Source organism: Haloferax marinisediminis, assembly GCF_009674585.1.
Taxonomy (GTDB): domain Archaea; phylum Halobacteriota; class Halobacteria; order Halobacteriales; family Haloferacaceae; genus Haloferax; species Haloferax marinisediminis.
This window is the reverse complement of record NZ_WKJP01000001.1, coordinates 1073390-1097971: the sequence shown is the minus strand read 5'-3', so window position 1 is coordinate 1097971 and position 24582 is coordinate 1073390. Positions and strand designations below refer to the sequence as shown.

The 24582-nt window shown below is 57.2% G+C and carries 26 protein-coding genes; 9 read left to right on the top strand and 17 right to left on the bottom strand.

Annotated elements, in window-relative coordinates; translation table 11 throughout:
• Positions 1-4: 4 nt before the first annotated feature.
• From GJR98_RS05650 to GJR98_RS05610, 9 genes are all read right to left on the bottom strand, one after another.
• Entirely contained in the window at positions 5-991 is a 987-nt protein-coding gene (locus GJR98_RS05650; protein ID WP_151136316.1) for an AAA family ATPase, read from the bottom strand.
• A gap of 86 nt (positions 992-1077) precedes the next feature.
• Positions 1078-1986: a DUF4350 domain-containing protein gene (locus GJR98_RS05645; protein WP_151136314.1), complete on the bottom strand. Its 909-nt coding sequence runs from the start codon at positions 1984-1986 to the stop codon at positions 1078-1080.
• Position 1987: 1 nt separating this feature from the next.
• Entirely contained in the window at positions 1988-2263 is a 276-nt protein-coding gene (locus tag GJR98_RS05640) for a hypothetical protein (protein ID WP_151136312.1), read from the bottom strand.
• Positions 2264-2426: 163 nt separating this feature from the next.
• Positions 2427-2936, bottom strand: a complete 510-nt coding sequence (locus GJR98_RS05635) for a DM13 domain-containing protein (RefSeq protein ID WP_151136311.1) — start codon at positions 2934-2936, stop codon at positions 2427-2429.
• Positions 2937-3200: 264 nt separating this feature from the next.
• Positions 3201-4154 carry a hypothetical protein gene (locus GJR98_RS05630; RefSeq protein ID WP_151136309.1) on the bottom strand — a complete coding sequence of 318 codons (954 nt, stop codon included), beginning with the start codon at positions 4152-4154 and terminating at the stop codon, positions 3201-3203.
• A 253-nt stretch (positions 4155-4407) separates the two neighbouring features.
• On the bottom strand, positions 4408-5178 hold the full coding sequence (locus tag GJR98_RS05625; protein WP_195759375.1) for a restriction endonuclease: 771 nt from the start codon (positions 5176-5178) through the stop codon (positions 4408-4410).
• 414 nt (positions 5179-5592) lie between these two features.
• Positions 5593-6849 carry an ABC transporter permease gene (locus tag GJR98_RS05620; protein WP_151136304.1) on the bottom strand — a complete coding sequence of 419 codons (1257 nt, stop codon included), beginning with the start codon at positions 6847-6849 and terminating at the stop codon, positions 5593-5595.
• Complete coding sequence (locus tag GJR98_RS05615; protein ID WP_151136290.1) at positions 6842-8077, bottom strand: FtsX-like permease family protein; 1236 nt, start codon at positions 8075-8077, stop codon at positions 6842-6844. Before GJR98_RS05615 ends, GJR98_RS05620 begins: the two co-directional genes overlap by 8 nt.
• On the bottom strand, positions 8070-8819 hold the full coding sequence (locus GJR98_RS05610; protein ID WP_151136288.1) for an ABC transporter ATP-binding protein: 750 nt from the start codon (positions 8817-8819) through the stop codon (positions 8070-8072). Before GJR98_RS05610 ends, GJR98_RS05615 begins: the two co-directional genes overlap by 8 nt.
• Positions 8820-8946: 127 nt before the next feature.
• Between GJR98_RS05610 and GJR98_RS05605 the strand changes: the two genes are divergently transcribed.
• Positions 8947-9480 (top strand): metal-dependent hydrolase, encoded by a 534-nt coding sequence (locus GJR98_RS05605; protein ID WP_151136286.1) that lies wholly within the window; start codon positions 8947-8949, stop codon positions 9478-9480.
• Positions 9481-9533: 53 nt separating this feature from the next.
• Here the strand turns inward: GJR98_RS05605 and GJR98_RS05600 are convergent, their stop codons facing one another.
• Together GJR98_RS05600 and GJR98_RS17450 are read right to left on the bottom strand one after the other, a co-directional pair.
• On the bottom strand, positions 9534-10613 hold the full coding sequence (locus GJR98_RS05600) for a cell surface protein (RefSeq protein ID WP_191965425.1): 1080 nt from the start codon (positions 10611-10613) through the stop codon (positions 9534-9536).
• A gap of 108 nt (positions 10614-10721) precedes the next feature.
• Entirely contained in the window at positions 10722-12971 is a 2250-nt protein-coding gene (locus GJR98_RS17450) for a PGF-pre-PGF domain-containing protein (RefSeq protein ID WP_191965424.1), read from the bottom strand.
• A gap of 212 nt (positions 12972-13183) precedes the next feature.
• Between GJR98_RS17450 and GJR98_RS05580 the strand changes: the two genes are divergently transcribed.
• The 3 genes from GJR98_RS05580 to GJR98_RS05570 all read left to right on the top strand — a co-directional run bounded on the left by GJR98_RS05580 (position 13184) and on the right by GJR98_RS05570 (position 14246).
• Positions 13184-13378, top strand: a complete 195-nt coding sequence (locus tag GJR98_RS05580; protein WP_151136284.1) for a hypothetical protein — start codon at positions 13184-13186, stop codon at positions 13376-13378.
• Between the two features lie 370 nt (positions 13379-13748).
• Positions 13749-14000 (top strand): hypothetical protein, encoded by a 252-nt coding sequence (locus GJR98_RS05575; protein WP_151136282.1) that lies wholly within the window; start codon positions 13749-13751, stop codon positions 13998-14000.
• A gap of 93 nt (positions 14001-14093) precedes the next feature.
• The gene (locus GJR98_RS05570) at positions 14094-14246 is read left to right on the top strand and encodes a hypothetical protein (protein ID WP_154269704.1); all 153 of its coding nucleotides are present in this window, start codon (positions 14094-14096) and stop codon (positions 14244-14246) included.
• Between the two features lie 41 nt (positions 14247-14287).
• Here the strand turns inward: GJR98_RS05570 and GJR98_RS05565 are convergent, their stop codons facing one another.
• The gene (locus GJR98_RS05565; protein ID WP_151136280.1) at positions 14288-14473 is read right to left on the bottom strand and encodes a hypothetical protein; all 186 of its coding nucleotides are present in this window, start codon (positions 14471-14473) and stop codon (positions 14288-14290) included.
• A gap of 5 nt (positions 14474-14478) precedes the next feature.
• On the opposite strand from GJR98_RS05565, the gene GJR98_RS05560 reads away from it, so the two are divergent.
• From GJR98_RS05560 to GJR98_RS05545, 4 genes are all read left to right on the top strand, one after another.
• Positions 14479-15672: an MFS transporter gene (locus GJR98_RS05560; protein ID WP_151136278.1), complete on the top strand. Its 1194-nt coding sequence runs from the start codon at positions 14479-14481 to the stop codon at positions 15670-15672.
• A gap of 988 nt (positions 15673-16660) precedes the next feature.
• The gene (locus GJR98_RS05555; protein WP_151136276.1) at positions 16661-17332 is read left to right on the top strand and encodes a hypothetical protein; all 672 of its coding nucleotides are present in this window, start codon (positions 16661-16663) and stop codon (positions 17330-17332) included.
• A gap of 236 nt (positions 17333-17568) precedes the next feature.
• Positions 17569-18708, top strand: a complete 1140-nt coding sequence (locus tag GJR98_RS05550) for a hypothetical protein (protein ID WP_151136274.1) — start codon at positions 17569-17571, stop codon at positions 18706-18708.
• A 373-nt stretch (positions 18709-19081) separates the two neighbouring features.
• Positions 19082-20317: a glycosyltransferase family 2 protein gene (locus tag GJR98_RS05545; protein WP_151136272.1), complete on the top strand. Its 1236-nt coding sequence runs from the start codon at positions 19082-19084 to the stop codon at positions 20315-20317.
• A 56-nt stretch (positions 20318-20373) separates the two neighbouring features.
• Here GJR98_RS05545 and GJR98_RS05540 read toward each other — a convergent pair whose 3' ends face one another.
• Together GJR98_RS05540 and rfbB are read right to left on the bottom strand one after the other, a co-directional pair.
• Positions 20374-20835, bottom strand: a complete 462-nt coding sequence (locus tag GJR98_RS05540; protein ID WP_151136270.1) for a GDP-mannose mannosyl hydrolase — start codon at positions 20833-20835, stop codon at positions 20374-20376.
• Positions 20836-21768 (bottom strand): dTDP-glucose 4,6-dehydratase, encoded by a 933-nt coding sequence (gene rfbB, locus GJR98_RS05535; RefSeq protein ID WP_151136268.1) that lies wholly within the window; start codon positions 21766-21768, stop codon positions 20836-20838.
• Between the two features lie 53 nt (positions 21769-21821).
• Here rfbB and rfbD point away from each other — a divergent pair, with 53 nt between their 5' ends.
• Complete coding sequence (gene rfbD / locus GJR98_RS05530; protein ID WP_151136266.1) at positions 21822-22724, top strand: dTDP-4-dehydrorhamnose reductase; 903 nt, start codon at positions 21822-21824, stop codon at positions 22722-22724.
• Here rfbD and GJR98_RS05525 read toward each other — a convergent pair.
• The 3 genes from GJR98_RS05525 to GJR98_RS05515 form a co-directional block, all read right to left on the bottom strand.
• Positions 22712-22891 carry a hypothetical protein gene (locus GJR98_RS05525; RefSeq protein WP_151136264.1) on the bottom strand — a complete coding sequence of 60 codons (180 nt, stop codon included), beginning with the start codon at positions 22889-22891 and terminating at the stop codon, positions 22712-22714. The genes rfbD and GJR98_RS05525 overlap by 13 nt on opposite strands.
• Positions 22892-22893: 2 nt before the next feature.
• Positions 22894-23967 carry a glucose-1-phosphate thymidylyltransferase gene (locus tag GJR98_RS05520; protein ID WP_151136261.1) on the bottom strand — a complete coding sequence of 358 codons (1074 nt, stop codon included), beginning with the start codon at positions 23965-23967 and terminating at the stop codon, positions 22894-22896.
• 68 nt (positions 23968-24035) lie between these two features.
• Entirely contained in the window at positions 24036-24506 is a 471-nt protein-coding gene (locus tag GJR98_RS05515) for a dTDP-4-dehydrorhamnose 3,5-epimerase family protein (RefSeq protein ID WP_151136259.1), read from the bottom strand.
• Positions 24507-24582: the final 76 nt, after the last annotated feature.

The following is a 24582-nucleotide window of genomic DNA, read 5'->3' as shown; positions in this document are numbered from 1 at the left end:
CGCCTCAGTCGTCGCCTGCGACTGGCGGTTTCTGTGATTCAGCTGGTTCGACATCAGGCGTCGGGACTGAGTCGACGACTTCCCTAACGATTTCGCGTGGTGTGCGCCCGCTGATATCCGCTTCCGTCCCGAGGACGAGTCGGTGTGACAAGATGAGCGGTGCGAGTCGCTTGACGTCGTCCGGAATCACGTAGCCACGCCCGTGAATCGCTGCGGCGGCCTTGCTAGAACGCAAGAACGCGAGCGATGCACGCGGCGAGGCACCGTACTCGACTTCGGGGTGGGTGCGCGTCGCCTCGACAAGGTCCAGGATGTAGTCGAACACCTTGTCGTCGACGTGGACGTCGTTGACTTCGTTCCGTGCCGTGCCGATATCGGCGTCGGTGATGACGTTAGTGATGTCCGCGGGCTTGAGTGACGGTGAGCGATGGAAGCGCTCCAGCACCTCGCGTTCGTCTTTGCGCTCCGGCAGGTCGATGATGATTTTGAACTGGAAGCGGTCGCGTTGTGCCTCCGGGAGGTTGAATGTGCCTTCGTACTCGATTGGGTTCTGCGTCGCGATTACCATGAACGGGTGGGGGAGTTGCAGTGTCTCTCCCTCGATGGTCACCTGTCCTTCTTCCATGGCTTCTAACAGCGCCGACTGCGTCTTCGGCGTCGCACGGTTGATTTCGTCCGCGAGGACGACGTTGGAGAAGACTGGGCCGCGCTGGAGGTCGAACTCACCGAGGTTCTCGCGGTAGATGTGCGTCCCGGTGATGTCCGCAGGAAGGACGTCCGGCGTCATCTGAATCCGCTGGAAGTCGAGGTCCGCCGCGTGAGAGAAGAGATTCGCAATCGTCGTCTTGGCGACCCCAGGGACACCTTCGAGGAGGACGTGCCCATTCGTGAGTAACGCGATTGTGAGGCCCTCAATCGCGTCTTCGTTCCCGACGAGCAGCTGTGACGTCTCGTCGAGGATGGCCGAATAGATCTCTTCGGGCGAATGCATTCTTGTTGTACTGTAGACGGGAGTCACATATAATTGCGGTCTTCCGATACGTCACGAGTTCCGGCAGGTGTGCTGGCTCGGACCCGTTACGACTCGACTCGACCACGTCGTGCGACGACGACGAGGACGCCGAGCGCGGTGACGCCGAAGACCAACTGGAGGAGCGGCGAATCGCGAAGGATGGACAGTGCAACCTGTACCGGCGGTCGTTCGTCCACGTGTGAGACGTCGACGAGCAATGTGTCGTGTGATTGTACGAGTGCGTCCGCGAACGCCCGGTTGTCAGACTGTTCGAGCATCGAGTTGATGAACAGACTGGGGTCGCTGACGACGACGACTTCACCGTCTCCGATGCGTTCGACGGTCACCACGGGGTACGACTGGAGTGTCTCGTTCTCGTCGAGTGTCGCGTCACCGTCGCGGTCCAGATACGAGAAGTTCGACGAGCGAACGAGGACGGTCGACCCGTTCGCCGAAACGGTCGCTGGATGGTTCAGCGTCAGTTGGTCTACGTCACGAGTGAGTGGGTCCGACGCTGTGTGTGTCGCAATCGGAAACGCCCCAGTCTTGAACTGGTGACGGTCGTCTCGAAGCGGGGTCTGGTCGATGCGTGCCTGGGTGCCGAGTTGGGCGAGTAGTTCGTTACTGTGTGGTCTGAAGTCCTCGGCGACGACGAGGGTTCCACCGTTCTGGACGAAGGATTCGAGTCGGGCGGCCTCTGCATCTGTGTACCCCGACTCTGGGGAGACGACGAACGCGACCGTCCGGGATTCACGCACCTCACCGTAGGTAGTCGTGTTGTACGCAATGGTCGTCTCCATCTTCGCATCCGTCGCCACGTCGCGGATACCGGAGCCGCCGTCCCAGGCAGGGTTGAACGCGCCGTAGGTCGACGCCGAGGTGCTGGCGCCGACAGCGACGCCGAGGAGCATCGCGAGGAGCAACCCCGCGACGAGAAGATGGGGGTAGCCGACTTCTCGTGACCCGATGCGCACGTTAGAACACCCCCGGTGGGAGGATTTCGAGGATTCGCTGGACGACGATGTAGCCGAAGACGACGAGGCCGCCGCCGATGAGCCACAGGAGACGCCGTCGCCACGTCGGCGTCACCGAGATGGGCGCGGTGAGTTCGACGACGACGAGAAAGCCGATGAGTGACACGACGAACACCAACTCGTACGATAGCGAGTCGAGGAGGACGAGAACGAGCGTCGCTCCGAGCATCCAGGCGAGTTGTGCGCGGAGAAAGCGCTCACGTCGTGCCGTTGCCATACGCAGTCGTGAACAGTCGAGGGTAACTAAACTATCGCTTGGTGGAGAATGTGAGGTTGTTGGAAGCTTCAGTTGCTGATAGTTTGTTAAAATCGTGATGAATAGAGGGTGCATATTCATCGGAGAAAACCTCAGCAATTGTTTTCTCTGCGCTCAGAGGTGCCTATCCGGACTCGAGAGAGAGTTCAGCGTATCCGAACGGAGTGGAGAATCTCTCGCACCAGATACCAACACCATCGAGGTCCTCGGCGCTGACAGTGTCGGGGAGTCGCTGGGTGAACGTACCTTCCTTCGTACTCTCTCCGTCATCGGCTCCACCATCAAGGGGGACTTTGGTACCAGCGGTAATCTCTGCTCCCGTGTCTGGCGTCGGGGACGGCGTCACGTAGACGAACACGTCCGGCCCCTGAGTCTGACTGTAATTCTCGAACCGAAGAAACAGCCCTTCGTCGTCCTGCATCAAGAGTACTGTACCTGTAACGTCGTGGCCAGAGACTCCGACAAACGAACCGCGCTTGAGCACCTCGGCGTCCCCGTCAATCGACTGCTCATCGACCTGTGTGGACTGTTCGGGAAGGAAGAAATCCGACGGTCCGATGACTGCGAGGCCTATCAAGAGTACGACCACAGCCAGTATTGCCCCTCCAATCACAAATGTTCGTCTAGTAACCATACAGGAAGGAGGCGTTCTGAAGAAATATCGGTTCTCTACATCTGACTAGCGTAGGGCCAGCCGCACCAACGAGTTCCAACTGACAAATACATCATCTCTATTCAGCATGCATCTTCTGACGGTGTTCGGGTAGGTTCCTGTGGTCGTGCTGAATAGAGAGCGCGTATCTCGCAGGAACTCAGCGCGACCCATCAGTTAGGAATCGTTTGAGATAGACGCGAATTGGTATTAGTCAACCGGATTCTTACCTTGTCTGAGTCGATGTCAGACTTGCCAATACCGGTTAGCGAGATACTGCTCGTTTTCCCACAGGACCGGTTGATCCTGGTATTCCCCGGTAGCGAAGATCATCTGCATGAGGTTCTCAAAGGCCGGTGATGCGTCCTCGGAACACGTCTCATACCCTTGAGACTCCCAATTATCACCCTCCACGATTGACTTACTGAGGATATTCTGCTGTTCTTGCGTGAGTGATTTTTGATCGAGATTTACTGTCTCACCCAAGAGTTCTTGATACGCGTATTGGGTAAACATCGCAGGCGAGGAGGCAATCTTCCGTGCCTCTAGCTGGAAGGTCTTGCTCGTCGCCTGGAATGATTCGTTAACAGCTAACTGAATAATTGATTCCCCGTGCTTGATGTAGGTGTATTGGGCAGTCGGAACCAGAACGGAAGCCTCCCGCGCAGCATCAGTATGATAACAGATTGAACTGCTCCCACTGATTTGTCCTAACTGTGTATCCTTTGTCGCACCCCTTTTCCCAAGAGTATAGTTGAGAAAACCATGCAGTAATGCTTGCTGATCAACGGTGGGTAGGTCATCAAAGGTAATCACTTCGGCAGCCGATGGGGTCTCTGTCGTCTCCGAAGAGGTGAAGTTATATTCGACATCATACCTGGTTCCCTGTTTCGTCTCCCGTACCGTCGTCGTCACCTGGTAGTAGTCTTCATTGAGGACGTAGACGCCGTTCTGGAGCAGTTGCTCACACGCGGTATAGGTCGTCATGTCGGCATCGATGGCGGACTGAACGAGTCGCCGTCCGAGTGGCCCAATCCGAATGGCCGGCGTGGAGAGTCGCTGTGTGACCTCCGAATCAGAGGTCTGAACCATCTCAAAGATGGCCGTTTCGGCGCAACCTCCGAAATTCAGACACCCTGCAAGTCCAGCCAGTGTTGACACCCCTCCAGCTCTCAGAATCTCCCGGCGAGAGAGTGGCATAAGCAGTTTGGAACCGGACGCCACCTGCAAAAATGTCTTGTGGTAGCTAACACCTTACTGAAATCCCGCCTCCGGTATAGGTAGCGCTCTGACGAATAGATCCTCTGTCTGTGTCACGCCTCTCCTGACAGCGATTGATGAGGTTTCAGCGGTCGTGCTGAATACAGGGCGCATATCGGCCACTGAAATGTACTGAGCATCGACGCGTTCGGTTGTATTTAAAAAAAATTGTCTCCATTTCCGCATATGACCTTTATGTGACAGAGATGTCGTGGCGCTTGATCATCTTGATTAGCTGGGCTCCGTTGATGAGTTTCACATTCCGGTTCGCCGCGATTTTTCGCGCCTCACTCGTGAATTCACTCGTCGTCACAACGACGACAGCATCAACCGATTCGTTCCGTGCGTAGAGGCCGGAGGATTTTTGAATCTCATTGCTTCCAACCTTGTTATTCGCGGCGTAGCGTTTTACTTGGATGTATTGACGTTGCTCAAACGGGTCGCTCTTAACGGCGGTGATGTCGACTCCTCTATCCCCCGAGCCACTCGTCACCTGCGTTTCCCAGCCTCGTTTTTTCCAAACTCGTGCGATTATATACTCGAAATCATACGCGTCCATTTGCTGGAGCGTTGTGAGAGAGACCTCACCGGTATTCTCGGCCGATTGAAATGGCTTGACCTCCATTTGGGCCGCCTTCTTCTTACGGGCTGCCCCCCTGCCGGCCATCTCCTTTCGGGCCAAGATTTTTTGTTCGATGAAGCTCGCAACTGGATCGATGTCAAACAGTGGTATAGTCGGGAATCGAACCTTGCCTTCGTCTGTCTCGAAAACGAACTTGTTTATTCTCACTCCGTTATTAGCCTCTACGCTCTGAACCGAATTGAATGATAAGAAATAGTGAAAGTCGCCGCTAGACTTGCCTACCGTGAAATGGAGCCCTCTGTTAGTGACCCACATGCAACTACGGTAAGTTCCTATCCACCCGGGCTTTTCTCTTATTTCACCGATTTTGACACCCTCCACATTGTTATAACAGAAGTAGTGAGGCTGTTCGTCCTGACTGAGATACTCAAGTATCGGCTTATCATGGAGAAAACCACGTATAAACAAACGCCGCAAGATGCCTGACCCGCAGTTTAGTAATCTCGTAGCCTTGATATTACCCTCCGAACGTGCAGCTAATTTTATTGCCCGTCTTTCTAGCTTCCCCGACACCATGTATCAATTGAAATGAACTCATCTGCTTAGTAACCTTTGTTCATCCGACCCGTTCACAATTATACAGGTAGTTGATTCACTATTAGTGGGGTGAATTGAAAAGGGACCGTCTGCTGCACAAACCCTCTCTATTCAGCACGCTACACCTGTCACACTCCGAATAGCTCAACAGAGCCAAGAATATCTCACCCCAGTCGGCAGCGACCAATCAGCTGCTCGTCACAGATGATCAAGTGGTTCGATACCTGCAATCTGCCGACTGACCGCGAGTGACGAAACGACGCTCATGACGAACGCGATGGCGAACCCACCGGCGAGGATGGTCATCGGAAGCGTGACGATGTCGCCGAATCCGACGACGAGTTCGGCCATGCGATTCAGTCCACGTGCGGCCGGGAAACTCAACGCGACGCCGAGGAGACCACCAATCGTCCCCAAGAACAGTGCCTGAAAGACGAGGGTCAAAGAGAGCGTCGACGAAGACGTGCCGAGTGCTTTGAGCGCGGCGAACTCGCGCTGCTGGTGATACACGTGCGACAGCAGGATGTTCACCGTGAGTGCAAGCCCCGCGAAGAGTGCGAGGAAGACGAGACTGCCGCCTGCCGCCATGATGACCGCCTGGTCGCGAAGGAGTTCGGCGAGTTGTTCTTCGTTAGTCCGAACGTCGTAGTTCGGGTACGCTTCTTCGAGTTGGGTCGCGACGTTCTCTGGGTTGACGCCATCCTCGACAGTGAGCGTGACGAGTGTCGCTTTGTCGGCACCAGTGGTTCCCGTGACTTCCTGGAGTTCGCTCAGGTGGACGACGACGCTCGGCGTGCCGAGGAACCGTGAGAACGTCGGAGAGATTCCGACGACAGTGAACTCGTTTTGGCGGGCGATACCGGTGGTCCCGCCGATATACAGCGAGTCGCCGACAGAGACGTTCATCATCTCGGCCGTGCGCTGGTCGATGACCACTTCGTGCGTCATCGGTCCGGAGTAGTTGCCGTCGGCGTAGTGAACGTCGGTCGAACTGAATCCCGAGCCGTTGGTAATCTGGACCGACCCGCCGCGGGCGGGAGCGCCGACGCCGACAAGTGTCTCGTAGTCGGACTCGTTGGATTTGACGTACACTGTCTGGAAGGCCATCGGCACCGCCACCCGAACGTCGTCACGAGACTGCAGGTCTGCTGATAGTTGGTGCGAATCGACGATGGTGTTCTCGAAGCCACCGACGCCAGTTGGCGAGAATTTGACCGGGCCGCCGGTCATCCAGATGTCTCTGCCGGCAGAGTCGAACTTCTGCTGGCCCGTCTCGATGACGCCGAGTCCGGTCCCAGCGAGGAGTGTCGCTGCGAGGACGGCGAGCGTGATTCCGAGGATGGTGAGGACCGTCCGTCCACGCGCGTGATTGAGTTGTGAGACGGCGATTCCGGCCGCAGCACGAGTGCGAGCGAGTCGTGGGAACCGTGCCGAATCGGGCGTCGATTCAGTCATGAGACATCGCCTCCAGCGTTGGCGTTCGCCACGTCAACCACGCCGGATACACCGACGAGATGAGCCCGATTACGGCTGCGACACCGACACTGTACACGACGAGAATCGGGTCGAACAACGCGACACTGACCCCGAGGAGTTCCTGTGTGAGTGCGTTCGTCAGGTAGATGCCGCCGATACCGGTGACGACGCCGACGACACCACCGACAGTTGCGACGACGACCGTTTCGGCGACGACGAGGAGGGTCTGCGAGCCAGTTCGGTAGCCCACCGCCGACAGGACGGCGAGGTTCTTCCGGTCGGCGTTGACTTCGAGTCCCATCATCGTCGCGACGAAGAGCACGCCGACGAGGACGGCGACGACGAGTGAGACGGCCGCCATCGCGAGTGGGAGACTCGACGTGGAGGCACCGCGAACGGCTAGTCCAGTCTGGGTGACCACAGACGTCTGTGGGTAGAGGTTCTCGATGTCCGACTTCACACTCGGTGAGTCCGTACTCACGAGGAGTTGGTCAGCGAGGTCACCCTGTGTTGACCCAGTCATCGTCTGAAGTTCTGAGAGGTGAACGAGCGCGACCGGAACCGGCCCCACACCGCTCGACAGGTCGCCGTCGCGAACGTCCACAACGGTGAACGTTGCGTTCGAAGAACCAACCATCGCGGTCACTTCGTCACCTTCCGAGACACCGAGCAGTTCCGCACCGGCGCTGTTGAGTACGAGTTCGCCGGTTCGTGGACCGTCGTACATCCCATCAGCGTAGTGAGGGTCACCCGGTGTGAGTTCGGCCGTCGAGACGCCGACGACCGTCGTCGGCTCGTCCGGTGGGATGATTCCGGCGGCGAGGACGTACTCTTGTGTCGACCCATCGGGCGATGACAGTTTGAGAAGTTGCGTCTGCACTGGCGTCGCGTAATCGATACGCTCGTCGCTTCGCAGGCGCTCGGTTATCGAGTGGGTCTCACCGAGTTGTGGACTCCCGACCGAGACCGCGACCGACGAGGCCGTACTCGCCTCGGGGACGACCCAGTAGTCGACACCCTCGCTTTGAATCGCGTTCTCGGCACCGACGCCGAGTGCAATCCCGCTGACCGTCGTCATGAGTGTCACCGCGAGTGCGACACCGAGGACGCTCAGGAGGACCTGTTTGGACGACGTAGTTCGGAGTCGGCCGAGAATCCGACGGCCGGCGAGCCCGAAGATGCCGACCAGTCTGTGGCGCCTACCCATCGTTCACCACGACTCCGTCTCGAAGGCGGACGACGCGGTCGGCGCGGTCGATGACGTGCTGGTCGTGGGTGGCGACGACGACTGCGCGTTCGTCCGCAGTCTGTTCGATGTAGTCGAGGACGCGATGCCCTGTCTCCGTGTCGAGTTCGCCGGTCGGTTCGTCGGCGACGAGAACATCCGGGTCGGAGACGAGCGCACGGGCGATGGCGACACGCTGTTGTTCACCACCCGAGAGTTCGCCCGGTTTGTGGGTAGCACGGTCGCCGAGTCCAACCTGTTCGAGCAGTTCGACAGCGCGTTCACGACGGGCGCGCTTCGGCACACCGCGTTCGATGAGCGGGAGTGCGACGTTCCCTCGTGCAGAGAGCGAAGGGAGCAAGTGGAAGTGTTGGAACACGATGCCGATAGTGTCGCGTCGGAGCGTGGTGCGGCCTCGTGACGAAAGTGAGGTGACGTCGGTTCCGGCGACAGAGATATCGCCACTGTCCGGTGTGTCGAGGGCAGCGAGGAGGTGGAGGAGGGTCGACTTTCCGCTTCCGCTCGGGCCGGCGATGGCGACGAACTCGCCAGTCGAAATAGAGAGGGAGACGCCGTCGAGTGCACGGACAGTCGGCACGTCACCTCTCGACGAGAACATCGACGCCGACCCACGTGAGTACTCGCGAACGACGTTCTGGCAGTGGAGGGCGAAGGAGGACTCGTCTGCAGAGCGAAGACGATGGTCAGCGACCGAATCAGCCATGTCACCACATGATGAGTGACGTGACATATACCTACTGTGTCAGCTGCCGAATGGGTATCGGAGTGAGTTCAGTCTGGAGTCACTTCGACCACACCGTTGATTACCGTCGGTGGACTGGGTTCTGGTAGTGTTCCCAATCGGTCACCTCGCACTCGGCTATCTTTCTGTCGCACTCGTCTGGCGTCTGCGAGGCCGTGCACTCCCCACTGGGTGGATGCTGGCCGCGGCGCTGCTAGGCTCGCAGTTACCCGACATCATCGACAAGCCACTCGCGTACTACGGCGTCCTCGTCAGTGGTCGCTCGCTCGGCCATTCGTTGCTCGTCATGCTCCCCGTGTTAGCCGTCGTCTCGTTCGTGGGGTGGCGGGAAGGCTACGGTGAGTATGCTGTCGCGTTCACGGTCGGAACGCTCTCGCACTACATCGGCGACACGTACCGACTTCTGTTGGCCGGTGACTGGGACGTGCTTACGTTCCTGTTGTGGCCAGCCTTCCCAGCGACGGTGTACCCCGCAGATGACGTCCCACCGTGGATTCGTGTGGTAAACTCGGTTGGTGACCCACAGTTCAACGTCCAGTACGTGTTGGCTGTCGTCGCGTTCGGAATCTGGGCGTACAACCGAATCTCGCGACGACAGAGACGGCCCCGTATTCAGTCGTGAGTACTGTTCGGCGAGTGTGAGAGAACCAGGGACGGGGTAACCGGAGAAGCGAGTTAGTTGGACGCGAGTCGCCGGGTGACTGCGAAGACGACGAGGAGACCGAAGACGACCTGTGGCGCTGTATTCGGGAGTTCTGACGACGTCGTGGGTTCCTGTGTCGTCTGCTCGTTCGGCGTGACGACGTTGTCCGTCGTCGCCGTCGTTTGCGTCGATGCAGTCGTGGTCTGCGTTTTCGTCGTGGTTTCGGTGGGTTCGGTCGTCTCAGTCTGCGTTGTTTCGGTCGGCGTCTGCGTGTCTGTCGGAGTCGCTGTCTGTGTGGTGGTTGTCGGCGTCTCGGTCGTGTCGCTGCCGGTCGACCCAGACGAACTGCCGCCACCGGACGACGACTCGTCGGACTCGTCGGTGGAGCGTTCGACGACTTCGACAGTCGCCTCGTCACTCACGCCGACGAGTTCTTTTTCGCCAAGAGCTGTGTCGTCAGAGCGAACAACTGCATACATCGAGTAGTCGCCAGGGGCGAACTCATTGACAGGAACTGTCGCGGTGTAGGCCGAATCGTTACGTTTCGTTGCATCGACTGTAACGTGCTTCGTGTCGCTCGTAAGAGCAACCTGGACAGCTTCGGTTGGCTCACCAGGTTCGACTTGATCGAGTTCGATAGTTACATCGAGACTGGAATCTTCCTCGACAGTATTGTTTGAGTTGAGCACTACATCGTACGCTCGAATCACGAGTGGTTCGACTTCGTACACATCGTCAGTCGACTGGTTGCCGACTGCGACAGCGTAGGTTCCTGCTTCCATCCCCGCGGTGTCGAACGTCGCCGTCGTATCACCGCTCGCGGTTCGGCTTCGACGAATCCGTTGTTGGCTGTCGAGGATGGTAATCGAATACGATTCGTCGGCGAGTGCAGTGACTGAGACGGTGACGCTGTCACCGGTATTGGCACGGCCCACTTCGGTGACAGTGAACTCGCCATACGACGTCGAGACAGACCGGTCGACGGTATCGATGGAACCATCGATATCGATGTCGTAGTCTTCGGCCGCCCCGAGCGAGAGAGGTGCGACAGCCGCGAAGAGGAGGGCGGCGACTATGAGCACAGAAATCGAGATACGGGGACGTAGCATCAAACTACGATTGCGCGACCCGCCGTAAAAACTTGTAGGCCATTGCTTCGCGAGGGTTGGTTCACGTATCGAGACTGCACTCGAAAAGAAAGCCGCGTACTGCGGTAGTCGTTAGTCGCGACGGACCGCGACGAGCGCGACTGCGAGGAGTGCGAGGACGGCGACCGAGACACCGAAGCCAGGCATGCTGGAACTCGTCGTCGTGGTCGCATCAGTCGTCTTCGTCTTCTCGCTCGTCGTGGTCGTCTTCTCGTCTGGTTCGTACTCGTCGGTCGTGGTGACCGGTGTTTCCGTCGGCGTCGATTCGCTGTCATCGACCTGCTTTCCGGTAACTGCGAAGTAGGAGAAGCCGGGCGTCTCGGCCTTGATCACTACGACAGCTCCGGATTCGCTGACGATTTCAGTCTCCAAGACTTCCCACTCACCAGTTTCGTCATTGTAGCGCTCCACTTTGAGGCTCTCGGCGGTCACACCGAGTTCCTTCAGTTTGCTCTTTTTGACCGAGAGCGTGAGCGTCGCCGGTTTGTCTTCGACTGCATCGGGCACGTCGATCTGCAGCCAGCTGACTGGTTTCCCGGCCGGCATGCCGATGCTACCGGGAACCCCTTGGCGTTCACGAACGAGGACCTGTCCACGGACGTTCTCGCTGAACCTGATGGTCAGGCTGTTCACGCCGCGGCCGTCGGGGAGCGAGGCATTGAATCTCTTTTCTAATGAGAGCGTCTTACTGTCGTAGGTGCCGTCGGCTTTCGGTGGTGGGCCAGCGTTTCCACCGCCGCCGCCGCCACCGCCACCGCCACCGCCACCGCTACCGCCGCCGCCACCGCCACCGCTGGTTTCGGCTTCGGTCACGGTGATCGTTCCAATGAACTCATTGTTGACCTTCAGGTCGTAGGTTCCGGGAGTGTCGATAGATCCGGAGAAGGTGATGGTCTTCTTTTCAGCGGGGCCGAGTTTAGCGCACCGCGTGTCGATGGTTTTTCCGTTTGCTTTGAGCTCGGCCTGGCACTTGCCAGTCTTCGTCCCGTAGTTTTTCATCTGGACGCTGACCTCGAAGCCCTTGCTTTCCACGACTGCATCCGGGATGGTGACTGAATCCGGGACGACTCGGACCCACGGTGTCGACCCGTAGACACGGAGTCGCGTGCGGTTCGAGACCGTCTTCGTCGTGCCGTTTTGGGTTGCGACGTGCATCACGACGTAGTCCCCGTCTGGGCCTTCCGGAACAGGAACTTCGATTGAGGTCTTTGCAGGTCCAACCTTCGTCACAGCCGTCGCGTAGACTGTCGCCTTCGGTTCGACGACGGTGACGCCATCAACCTGCGACTGCGAGACCGAGTCGTTCAGGCGGTCGAACACCGAGAGAGTTGTCTCGGTGCCAGAGAACGACTGCTTACCCAGCTTCACGCCCATTATCGTATCCGAAGTCAGGTTTGCCGAGCCGTTGACTTCGGCGATTTGGGTTTCGACCGTGATGTTGTCTCGGTCAGTTGCGTTAATCGTCTGTTCGTACTGGTTGAGGTCCGTCTCGTTGAAGATTGCAATCGTGTGGATGACCTCACCCGACAGACCGTACGCATCCACGTCGATGGTGGTTCGTTCTCCCTGCCCCACGAGCGGGTCGGTCACAATGTGCGACTTCTGCTCGTGGACTGCGAGGCCGTCGACACCGACAACGGTGACGTTCCCGTTCGTCTCGAGATTGCCGTCGTTGTCCCTGTCAGAGAGTCCTTCCTCGCCATCGTCGACAACGACAACAGCGACCATCCACAGGCCAGACTCATCAGGAGTGAACGAGAACTCGTTAGTTTCGCTCGTTCCGGTTGTTTCGGAGATGACTGACGAGGTGACGTTGTCGTTGTCGATGAAGTTCTCCGCGGCGTCAGACATCGACGTCGGGGGCGTTGCGCCGGCTTCTAACTTCGCGGCGACGAACTGGACTGTCTTGCCTTCGATGAGTTTGTCGTTCGAGAGGCCGTCGAGCGTGAAGGGAACCCGTTTGTCCTTCGTGTAGACGTACATCGGGTTCTTATTGAGAGACTTCAGGGTGGTGCCGTCCTTGACGAACGAATTGCCTGTCTTCACTTCGTATGCAGTTGCCGCGTCGAAGTCAGGGTCTGTTTTGTTCGGTCGAAGCGACAGCACCGAACCATCCCAGACGCTGACGTTCTCAGTAGCGCTTGTGAGTTCGTCGTCCGGAACGGTGTCGAGGTTGTGTGCGGGCGGACCATCGGTGAGGTGAGACCCATCGGCGGTCGTCCCGAGACCCGCAGACACCGGACCTGCGAGCATCGAGAGAACCACGATGAGAGAAAATGTGAGACTCAACCCTTTCGAGTTCAGCCTACGGCGTCGACTCATGTGTCTATCAACAAATAGAATCGTCATAATACTTTTGAATATCAGGATTTTCGGGGTATTGGTTTCTGGGTGATTCACCATGCAGTCCGTCGATTTTTCGGGGGAGACGTGTCTGCGGATTTCCGTTCGAGAGTTTCAGCGTGTAACGTGAACGAACACGCACATTCGTCACCAGAATTATATTTTAAGTGAAGCCACGCGAATGGTCGTCTATGGTTGGGCTGGGCACGCAGTCGGTCACAGAGCGGAAAGTTTCGTTTGCGTGGGTTGGCATGGCGGTCCTCATGTCACTCGCAGTTGCGGGAATTACCTATCTTGGGCTCCCGATCGAGACAGTGTACGTATTCGCCGTTGGAGTGACGGTCCGAGAGATAATCGAGGTCGCCGTCTGGACGGTTGCTGACTAACACGACTCGTCGAACCAAACGGTATTGGAACGCTGCGTTCCTGAGTTGTGGTCTTTGACCCAGTCGAACAGAGGTATAACGAGCATATGGATATTATAGCTCGACGCTCACGGAGCGATTCGCCGTCAGGTCACGTGATTTGTCGTGGAGTTCGGTTATTTTGATTGAAGCCTGACTGGTTGCGGTCTGCGAAATTTCGCACTGTCACTGCCTCGTTCGGTAGTCTCCGCTGGACTCGGTGAGTAATTGATTGTGGGTTGAGTAATTATTATGTCAGTGGTAGCTAAAGACGTAGTCGAATTGGTTACGCAGTATCTCAAGTAAGGGGGGGATACTGTTGAAGCACATTCCACGAGGGAGTTCGACGACAATGGGCAAGACACGTTACAGCGCAGGGGACATCGTTCCGGACAACATCTGTGAACAACCCAGTGAGTGGGTGCTCGTTCGGTTTGCGATTCCGGTCGAGGTCTACTACGGGTACGGGAGTGTACGGCACGTCTATCCGACAGAACCAATCGAGAGGACTGAAGAGCTGTTCAACGTCGACGGCGAGCGCGTAGACGACCTCGTGAACGAGTACGTGCAGTTGTACACGACCCCACATCACGAGTTGCGTTGAGCGGTTCTTGCATCAGCTCGTTCTGCTGTTCGTGATTGTCGTCGATTCTGTCTGATAACGAGTTTTATGCTAACACATGACAATCACTGGGTAATGAGCAAATCAATCCGGGTGTCAGAATCGTTCCACGCGTTCATCAAGTCGCACAACCGCGACGGTGAAACGATGGAAGCCACGCTGCGTCGACTCACAGGCCACCCAGACCTGGACACCACGACTGTCCGTATCCACTCGAGCGCAGATTAACTCGCTGTGGGTACGAACCATCACTCTGGAATCACACTAGACTAGTCTATCTTGGGTGTGTGCGCTTCTGGACTTGTTTCACGCTGTCGGAGCATGTCGAACGCTTCCCACGACACCCACTGCTCAGCGGATTTCTCACCGACGAATCCCTTGTCGCTCGTGACTGTTGGAGTCCGACGAGCGAATGCCGATTCGAGAACCTCTTTCAGTCGGGCGGTAAAGCACACCACCAATGGAACACGCCCACGACACGACTGCCGCCCCCGCGTCCGACACGCGACGCTGGTGGACCCTCGTCATCTTCGCGTACGTCGCGCTCGAGGGGGCGAGCCTCCAGATGCGGGGGTCGGTCGTGCCTGTGCTTCGAGAGACGTTCGGGACACCCGACTGGCAACTCGGTCTCGTCGCGCCCGCAGGGACGATTGGCTTTCTCGTTCTCGTCGCACTCGTCGGCGCAATCGCCGGCCGGGTGAACACTCGCCGGGTCTTCCTCGTGGGGATTGTCGGGACCGGTGTCAGTGTCTTCCTGATTGGCTTTACCCCCTCGTTCGCCTTCTTTCTCGTCGCACTCCTCGCACGCGGGTCGTTCGGTGGGATCGGTCGAGGGACCGACCGCCCGCTGTTGAGTCACTTACATCCGAGTGACCGTGGCAAGTGGTTCAGTTACTACGACGCGATGTGGGCCGTTGGAGCGACGATTGGCCCGCTCGTGGTTACGGCGGCGCTCTGGGTCGGCGACTGGCGACTCGCTTACTACACGCTCGGAGTGGCGTTCCTCCCGCTCGCACTCCTCGTGTGGTGGCTTCCCGCACCTCGTCTCGACGGCGACGGCGACGACGTCCTCACGGTTTCTGAGATTCGACGTGTTGGTCGGCGTCCAGAAGTGCTCGTCATGGCCGCAGGAATCTTCCTGTCGACCGGCGTCGAGGGTGCGTTGTTCACGTGGTTGACGACGTTTGCTGCGGGGCGTGTGCCAGCCGCGCTGGTGACGCCCTCGTTGAGTGTGTTGTTGGTGGCCTACATCCCCGGGCGGTTCGTCGCCGGGAAACTCTCCACGCGAGTTGGGTCGGTTCAGTTGATGCTCGGCCTCGCCGTGGTTTGCCTGCTGTCGGTCATCTACACGTTCTTCGTCGCGTCCGGACTCGGTGTGCTCGTGGGACTCTTTGGGATTGGGTTCTCGCTGTCGGGGCAGTATCCGACGCTGTTAGCCTACTCGACCGAGGCCGCTCCCGAGCACAGTGCCCCAATCAACAGTTTCGCGTTGGTGGTGTCTGCAGTGGGGATTGCAGGGGTTCCCGCCGCGCTTGGGTTCGTCATCTCCGATTCGGGTATCGCGTTGGCGATGCAGTTGTTGGTGATTCCGTTGGTGGCGTTGGTGGGTGTGGCGGTGATGGCATGGGTTCGGGTTGGGGAGGCGGTGGAGTAGTAGGTCTACAACGAGGTCCTAATCAAGTTGATAGAAATCTCGCTCTCGTAGAGGGGCCTTGTTTCAGGAGAGACGCGAACGTTCATCAACAGTTGTCAAACATATGTCCGACTTCCTCTTCAGACGGCGAAATAGAAGTAAACAGTGAGTGTCGTTGACGCCTCAACAAGAAGGCAGCCAATCTTATTCCCGGGATCGCAAGCTCAGGTGAGTTGATTCTGTTGGGGGAGCTAGTCTGGTTGCCTTATGCCTGTGAGTGACTACCTCGGTGGGTAAAACACAAAAAAGATGAACCAACGATGGCCGTACAAAGAACCGGTAAAGAGGGCCCAAACAACATCGCCCGTGCTGACACCGATGAGGGCGCGCGCACAGCAGTGTGTCAAAGTTGGTCAAAACCGCCACATGAAACGCCGATACAATTATATAACGGAATCCCCCTGCGAATGAGCAATTTTGGAACTGGAGTTTGACGCCCTCTCGCGCCAATATACAATAACATCAGACCAGAAATTTAGATACCTGAAACGCCGTTTTCTGGACTCTTAACCCCCTCAAACCCCATAATTCTCCCAAACAATTAAGTGGGTATCAGTCCTCGTATCGAGTACAGAACGAACAGACCCTGGACGACCGCCCGTTCGCGTCTGCGTCCACAGCAATACCACACTCGCGTAGCGATAGCCATGTCCGTTTCACACACATCCACGACGCCGTCTGCACAGCCACCTACTGAAGCGCCAACCACACAAACACAAACACCGTGGGTGACCCACCACGCTGACTTTCGGTTCGTCCAACGTAGTGGCGACCCGTTTTCATCACCGCTTGTCGCCTGGGGAGACGCTTCGCCAATCGACGTTGCGGGGTACGAGTACGCCGAGGCCCGTTATCACGACGAGTTAGATGTTGTCTTCCTCGTTCGCGACGGCACCATGCTGACCGTGCTTAACGGAGCGTATACTGAGTTCAAGGAGGTGAGCCACTAATGCGAACGCTTGAAATCGACCGCGAATTCGAAGACGGTACGCTCGTTGCAGTCACCACCACTGGCCGGTACGAACCGTCGGGCTCTGCGCATGCGTACTATGTCCCACGAAACGCCCACGTTTCCGCCGCACTCGACCATCTCGACGAGACAGCTGAACCACAATCACTGCGTAACTCAGAGAAGGCTGTTGATGACGACGCCGTCGCAGACGTCATCTCGGTCGAAGCGGTCGCAGAGATTGTCGACACGCACATGCTCAATCGGTCCGAAGGTGTGCATACGACAAAGCGGGAGTATACCCGTTCGCTCGTTCCCCTGTCACGGACCGGGGTATCTCGGACACGCATTCCACCCGGCGTCGTCAAGTTTGCTGACCCCAACGTCGACAGCGACGATCCGCCATCACGAGACCCGCTCGAACGAGGCCGGCTGTGGGGCGCCCTCCGTGACGAGGTTGCATCTACGAACTCGGTGCAACTCTCGTACAGCAACATTCGGAAGCCGAGTCTGGAAGCGGGCGTTCCAATCGCTGTCGTCGAGTGCGGCACATCCGCTATTGGGGCATATTTGGCAGCACATGACTATTCGACGTCGATACTAGCACACGTTCTCGGCGTCGACGAAGACGAACTTGATGCTGACCTCCAGGCATACGCACGCGCCGAGTAACAGCGGGGTGAAGACCTCGGACAGTGACGGATGTTGATGAGTGGACCAGCAGCATCTGGCGTAAGATCATCTCAGAAGTCACTGTTCTCCTCGTATACATTGTCGTCAGGACGTCCGGACGTATCGACTCTCACTCACAACATCGGGAATTGTGGAATTAGGCGACTCTGCTCGTCAAAAACGCAATACTGTACCAGAACTTATCACGTTGCCTTCAATCTGAGTAGACAGATACGATGGATGGTGGAATCTTACTCGAAGAAGACGGAACGCTCATCGAAATGACCGAACAGCCCTACGAGTACGAATCCGTCCTCCAGAAGAGTCTCGTCGAGTATCCGCGGTTGCTCGCTGGCGACCAGATGAACGGTCAGGAACCGAAGCAGTGGGCACTCATCGGTCGAGAGCTGAGTGTTCCTGATGCCAAAGGAGGCGGCGAGCGATGGTCTGCCGACCACCTGTTCATCGACCAAGATGGTGTCCCGACTGTCGTCGAAGTCAAGCGGGCAGAAGATACCCGTATCCGCCGAGAGGTCGTCGGCCAACTGCTCGACTACATCTCGCACGCGTGTCTGTACTGGGATGGTGCGTACCTCCGAGAGCAGTTTACCGAGACGTGTGAAGAACACGGCCGTTCTCCCGAACAGGTGCTCACTGCAGTCGTCGGCGAAGACGACACAGGTGACGTGTGGGAGCTCGTCGAGAAGAACCTCCGTTCGAGACAGGTTCGTTTGCTGTTCGTCGCTGACGATCTCCCGAGCGAGTTGAAGCGTGTCATCGAGTTCCTCAACGAAGAGTTCTCGTCGGTCGAGGTGTTCGGTGTCGAAGTCAAGCAGTACGCGGGCGAGTCGAAGACCGCGTTCGTCCCGCGGTTGTACGGGCAGACAGAAGATGCTCGGAGTGCGAAGTCCTCGACGACGAGACCGACGCACGACGAAGACGACCTATTGGCGGACGTTGCGGCGAAAGAACGCGAGGGGACGCTCTCTCGTGGAGAAGCTGCTGCGATTCGTGACCTCTACGAGTTCATCCAGGACGAAGCCGACTCGTACGACTTCGGCGGAAGCGCGAACGTGAGTGTGACTGCTCGATGGGAGGTAATTGGCGGCAGTAACGGGATGTTCACCGTGAACGCGAAAGGCGAGATTAGCTTCTGGCAACCCGCACATATGCACAATAAGGGCGAAGCGACGTGGGACCGACGTGTGCTTGAGGGATGGTATGCAGACCTCGCTGCGATCGATGCAGCGAGCGTCGATCCGGTCGATGGTGAGACGAAGTTCCCCGTGGGGGCGTTGGTTGACGATGACGCTCGGGAGGCGTTCAAGCGAGCGTGTTTGGACTTCGCGTCGGCAATCGAGACGAGAGCAGAGTAAGGTCCCACTCTGTGGGTCCAGGGTATCGACGGCGGCGCCCCCGAGGCGAAGTGGTGAAATCGTCAGAGGTAAAACGCCCATATCGTTGTTATACCTTTACGTCGCCTCCCTACTCAGGGTCGAGGTTATCGTCCGTTCGTGGCGGCCGTCGGCGCCACTTCGTCGGACTCGGGTTCTGTCGACCGCATCTGGGAAACGCATCATAGAACAATATGTATTGTACCCAACACCTATCAGAAATATAGACTTCTTAGAAGATAAACTCTTTAAGCCAGTACTTTCTTGTACTCCATAATACGCGCCAGCCCAGTCTGTGGGCTCTCGCTCAGTGTGAAGAGTCACACAGCAGTGGCAAAGCGACGAGAACCAGCATATGAGTCTGCAATCAGTTTCCGACGGAGAAATCCAATCTGGGGGGGCCCACAACGGACAGTCCGCAGCGGACGTCCACAAAAGCGGTGACGAGCTTCTCCTCTCGAGGCACAGTGACATCACACCGACCCTCTCGGTCGTCATGCCGACCCTCAACGAAGAGGGAGGCATCGCCGAGTGTATCGACCGCATAAAAAACGCGCTCGAAGAACTCCAAGTGTACGGCGAAATCGTCGTCGCCGACAGTTCGACCGACCGAACACCTGAAATCGCCCAGGAGATGGGAGCCATCGTCATCGAGCCCGACAAGAAGGGGTACGGTTACGCCTACCTCTACGCGTTCGAGCGCACCCGTGGTGACTACATCGCGATGGGTGACGCCGACACGACCTACGACTTCGAAGAACTCCCGAAGTTGCTCGAGCTCGTGCAGTCCGGTGAGGCGGACATGGCCATGGGTTCCCGCCTGGAGGGCGAGATTCTCCCTGGCTCGATGCCGCCGCTTCACGAGCACGTTGGGAACCCGCTTCTGACGAAGTTCCTGAACGTGTTCTACGGAGCCGGTGTGAGTGACGCTCACTCCGGGATGCGTGTGTTCACCCGCGACGCCTGGGAGACGATGGAGTGCGACTCGACCGGCATGGAGTTCGCTTCGGAGATGATCATGGAAGCCGGTGCGAAGGACTTGGAGATCTCCGAGAAGCCGATTACGTACCACCCACGCGAGGGTGAGGCAAATCTGGAGAGCTTCCCCGACGGCTGGCGGCACGTTCGGTTCATGCTCGTCAATGCGCCTGGATACCTGTTCTCTGCGCCAGGGTTCGGGCTGTCAGTGGTTGGTCTGTTGGCGCTGTTGTTGGCGTGGACTGGCGTCGAGCTTGGTGGAGCGACCTTCGGGATTCACACCGGTATCGGTGGGGGTCTGCTGACGCTCGCTGGGTTCCAACTGATGATGTTCGGTGCGTTTGCGACGGTTTCGTCCGACCCTGTCCGTGGGTCGAGTGACCCGTTCACGACGTGGTTCACGAAGCGGTTGTCGTTAGAACGTGGCGCAACGATTGGTGCTGCGGTGTTGCTCGGTGGACTTGCCTATGGTGGGTTCCTGGCTTACACGTGGGTGACGAGTGGCTTCAGTGCGCTTCCGATTGCGGTTGCTGACGTGGTTGCGACTGTGGCTGTGGTGCTGGGATTGCAGGTTATGTTTGGGTCGTTCCTGTTGGGTTCGCTCAACAACTAAGCCGCTCGCTGGCGCTTTCGGTCTGCAGGTGAAGAAAATAGAATCTCGACGTGTTTTCAGTCTAGTTTTGTGAGATACCGCTCGACGTACGGGTGGACATCGTCGTACGGTGGTTCAAACACTTTCAACTGACTGTGCTGTGCATCTGGTCGAAGTTCGTCTGCATCGAGAGTAACGACGAACGCGGTTGCAAGGTAGTGCTTCGAGTCGACTCCCTCGATTTCGGAGGTGTCGTAGAAGTGTTCGAACGTCCCCAGTCGCTCTTCGATTGTTACGTCACTTCCTAATTCTTCTCGAGCAACTCGGTGGACTGCGTCAGTAAGTGTCTCGTTCTTCATCACTGTCCCACCGGGGACAAACCACTCACCCCGTGCAGGTTCGTTCTCGCGGAGTCCGAGTACAACCCCACCGTTGTGTCGAACAACCAAATCAACCGAGACCAGTGGCACATTTCGGACAATGGACTCCCACTCATCGTCTGGTATGGGCTTGCTCTCCTCTAAAATCTCTTCAGACATCTACTGATCCGTTTCGAGATAGTAGTCGACACACGCTTCTAGGCCATCCTCGAAGCTCCACTCTGGCTCCCAGCCGAGTTCCTTCGTTTTTGTCGCATCAATCGCGTATCGCTGGTCGTGTCCTGCACGGTCTTCGACGAACTCAATCTGGTCGGATGAACCGCCGACAGCTTCCAGAATCTTTTCAGTGGTCTCGAGGTTCGAGAGTTCGACGCCGCTCCCGATGTTGTACACTTCACCGATTTCACCCTCTCGGAGAACTGTGTCGAGTGCGGTGCAGTTGTCCTCGACGTAAATCCACTCTCGGACGTTCGACCCATCACCGTACACTGGGAGGGTCTCGCCTTCAGCAGCGCGCTTGATGAACTTCGGAATGAGTTTCTCTGGATGTTGACGGGGTCCGAAATTGTTGCAGGTACGCGTAATGAGCACAGGAAGATCGTGTGTCTCCCGGTAGCTCTGGACGAGCAAATCCGCACCGGCCTTCGTCGCCGAGTAGGGGTTCCGCGGATTGAGTGGGTCGTCTTCGGTGAACAAGCCCTCGTGAATCTCACCGTAGACCTCGTCGGTCGAAATCTGGAGGAAGCGGTCGATGTCGGCTTCGAGCGAAGCGTCGAGGAGCGTCTGTGTCCCTTGGACGTTCGTCGACACGAACGGTTCTGCACCATTGATGGAGCGGTCGACGTGGGATTCTGCAGCAAAGTTTACTACTACGTCTACGTCTGCCACGAGTTCGTTGACGAGTTCACGGTCTCGAATATCACCCTCCACAAACTCGTGGTTTGGATTGTCGAGAACACCGTCGAGATTGTCACGCGACCCGGCGTACGTGAGCGCGTCGAGCGTGGTGACAGAATCGTTGCGTTCGTTGAGAAGGAACCGAACGAAATTGGAACCGATGAAGCCAGCGCCACCAGTAACGAGAATATCCATAGTGCAATGTTCGAGGCGGCATATATTTACATTTTCATCGACACGAAGGTTGCATGCGTACTCTCGTTATTGGGGCGAACGGGTTACTTGGGAGCGTCGTCGTTAAGACGCTCAAAGAACGCGGTGCTGACGTCGTTGGAGGATATCATTCGGAACCCCCGGAATTCGAGATTCCACTTCACGAATTAGATATCACGGACACCGAACGTGTCGCAGCACTCGTGGATGAGCACGATGTGGATACTGTGATTAACTGTGCTGCATACACTGACGTCGATGGTTGCGAGACGAACCCAGAGCTTGCAGCACAGGTGAACGGTGTCGCACCAGGGGAGATCGCAGAAGTCTGCACTACGCGAAATATCGACTTCGTTCACTTCTCTACTGATTACGTCTTCGCAGGAGATACAGACGAACACTACGCAGAAGATACAGACACCGATCCAGTCCAGGAGTACGGTGCTTCGAAGCTTGCTGGTGAGAAGTCTGTTCGAGATGCGGACTCTGAGTCGTTGATTCTCAGACTATCGTTCGTCTACGGAGCTCGAGGGGACACGAAAAGTATCACTGGGTTCCCACAGTGGGTCGCTTCGACGCTCAGTTCTGGTGATGAAGTCCCTCTGTTCACAGATCAGTGCTTCACACCTAGTCGAGCAGGCCACGTTGCAGAGGCGACGCTCGACCTCCTCGAAGCGAATGATAGTGGAACCTTCCACGTGGCAAGTCAGTCGGCCGTCACTCCGTACGAATTTGGAGAGCAGATTTGTGAACTGATTGGCTCCGACGAATCGCTCATTGCCCAGTCCTCGATGTCCGACCTCAATCGTGACGCTGCACGACCACAGAATTCGTCCTTGGATGTCTCGAAAATCGAAGCTGAGCTCGGGCGACCACAGCCAACGCTCAGAGACGACCTCGAGGAAATCGAGGGCGCGTTCAGCGACTATATGTTGTAACGGTCTCTGTTTTCGAGGAAGTGTTCACGTTCGTCTGCGGCGAGGTCGTCGAACCGAAGGACGTTCTGGCAGCCCAGTCCAGGGCACTTCATCACGCGATTCGATTCGAGTTCGTTCGCAGAGACGATGGTACCGCACTTCGTGCACGCTTGAGTGATGATTTGCATTGTTAGAGTTTCAGTTGAGAGTTCTCGCCGACCACGAGTCTTCGGCCTTCAGGGAGGAACTCGTCTGCACTGCCGACGTTCGCACCTTTGCCGAGGAGGCTGTCGACGATTCGACCGGACGTCTCGATCGTCGAGTTACCGATGACGACTGAATTCTCGATGTGCACTCCATCGAGTGTCGAGTTGGCACCGACCGACGTGTACGGCCCCACGTAGGTTCCGGACTTGATGACCGAGCCTTCGTCGATCGAAACCGGGCCACGGACGACGGCACCGTCTTCGATGGTCGCCGTCTCGTGGAGTTCGACGCGACCGTCAACGGTTGCGTCAGATTCGACCGTTCCGCTCTTTCGGAGTGACTTGTCTTCGAGGACGAGTTGATTCGCTTCGAGGATGTCCTCTGGTTTCCCAGTGTCTTTCCACCAGCCTTCGACGACGTGGGAGTCGATCGCGTACCCGTCTTCGAGGAGTGATTGAATCGCGTCTGTGATTTCGAGTTCACCACGCCAGGAGGGTTCAAGTCGTTCGATTGCATCGAAGACTGCAGAAGAGAAGACGTACATCCCGATGAGCGCAAGGTTCGTCGGCGGCTCATCAGGTTTCTCGATGAGTTGGGTGACGTTGCCCTCAGCGTCGACATCTGCGATGCCGAACTGCTGTGGGTTGTCTACCTCTTGGAGTGCGATACCTGCTCCGTAGTCCCCCGATTCGAAGCTTTCGACGAGATCGACGACACCCTGTTTGAGGATGTTGTCGCCGAGGTACATCACAAAGTCGTCGTCACCGACGAAGTCTTTCGCACACCCTGCCGCGTGTGCGAGGCCGAGTGGGTTCCCCTGGACGATGTACGTAATCTCGACTCCGTACTCAGAGCCGTCGCCAAGGAGGTCTTGGATCTCTTCGCGGCCTTTGTGTCCGAGGATGACTCCAATCTCGGTGATGCCCGCTTCTTTGAGGTCCTCGATCGCGTACTCAAGGACTGGTTTGTTCGCTACTGGGACGAGTTGCTTCGGTCCGGTGTGGGTAATGGGCCGAAGTCGAGACCCAGTCCCCCCCGAGAGTAAGACGCCTTTCATCGACAGATGTGACTTTCCAATAATATGTTAAATATGTTTGTGACTCCGCGATAGACGCCTGCGGGGTTTCAGCCGTGGATTTCGGCGTTCCAGTCGTACGGAATTCTATCGTCGTCGTACGGAATTCGCTCTTCGTCGGGGTCCTCGTAGTCGTAGAGGTTCGTCGGGTAGTTGATGAGGAACGCCGGCTCGTCGCCGATGGCTTTGAACCCGTGCCAGCAGTCGCCCGGAATGCGGATGACTTTCTGGTTGTGCTCGCCGATGATGAACGTGTCAAGCTCGCCTTGGGTTGGGGAGTCCTCCCTGTCGTCGTAAACGCCGACTTTGATACGACCCTTCGGGCAGACGAAGTGGTCGATTTGGCCTTCGAGGTGTCGGTGCCAGGCTCTGACGACACCTGGGTAGGTCATCGAGTAGTAGGACATGGCGGGGTCAATGTCGTACTCGTCCCAATCTTCGCGGAATACTTCAACGAGGTGGCCGCGCTCGTCGGCATTTACCTGGAGATTTTTGATTTCAACTCCGTGTATCATTGTCATTTAGTTGGTGGAATTGGCGTATTAATATGTGGGGTGTGATTCAACCAGAAAGTGTTATTTCTACGTTACTTAGTAG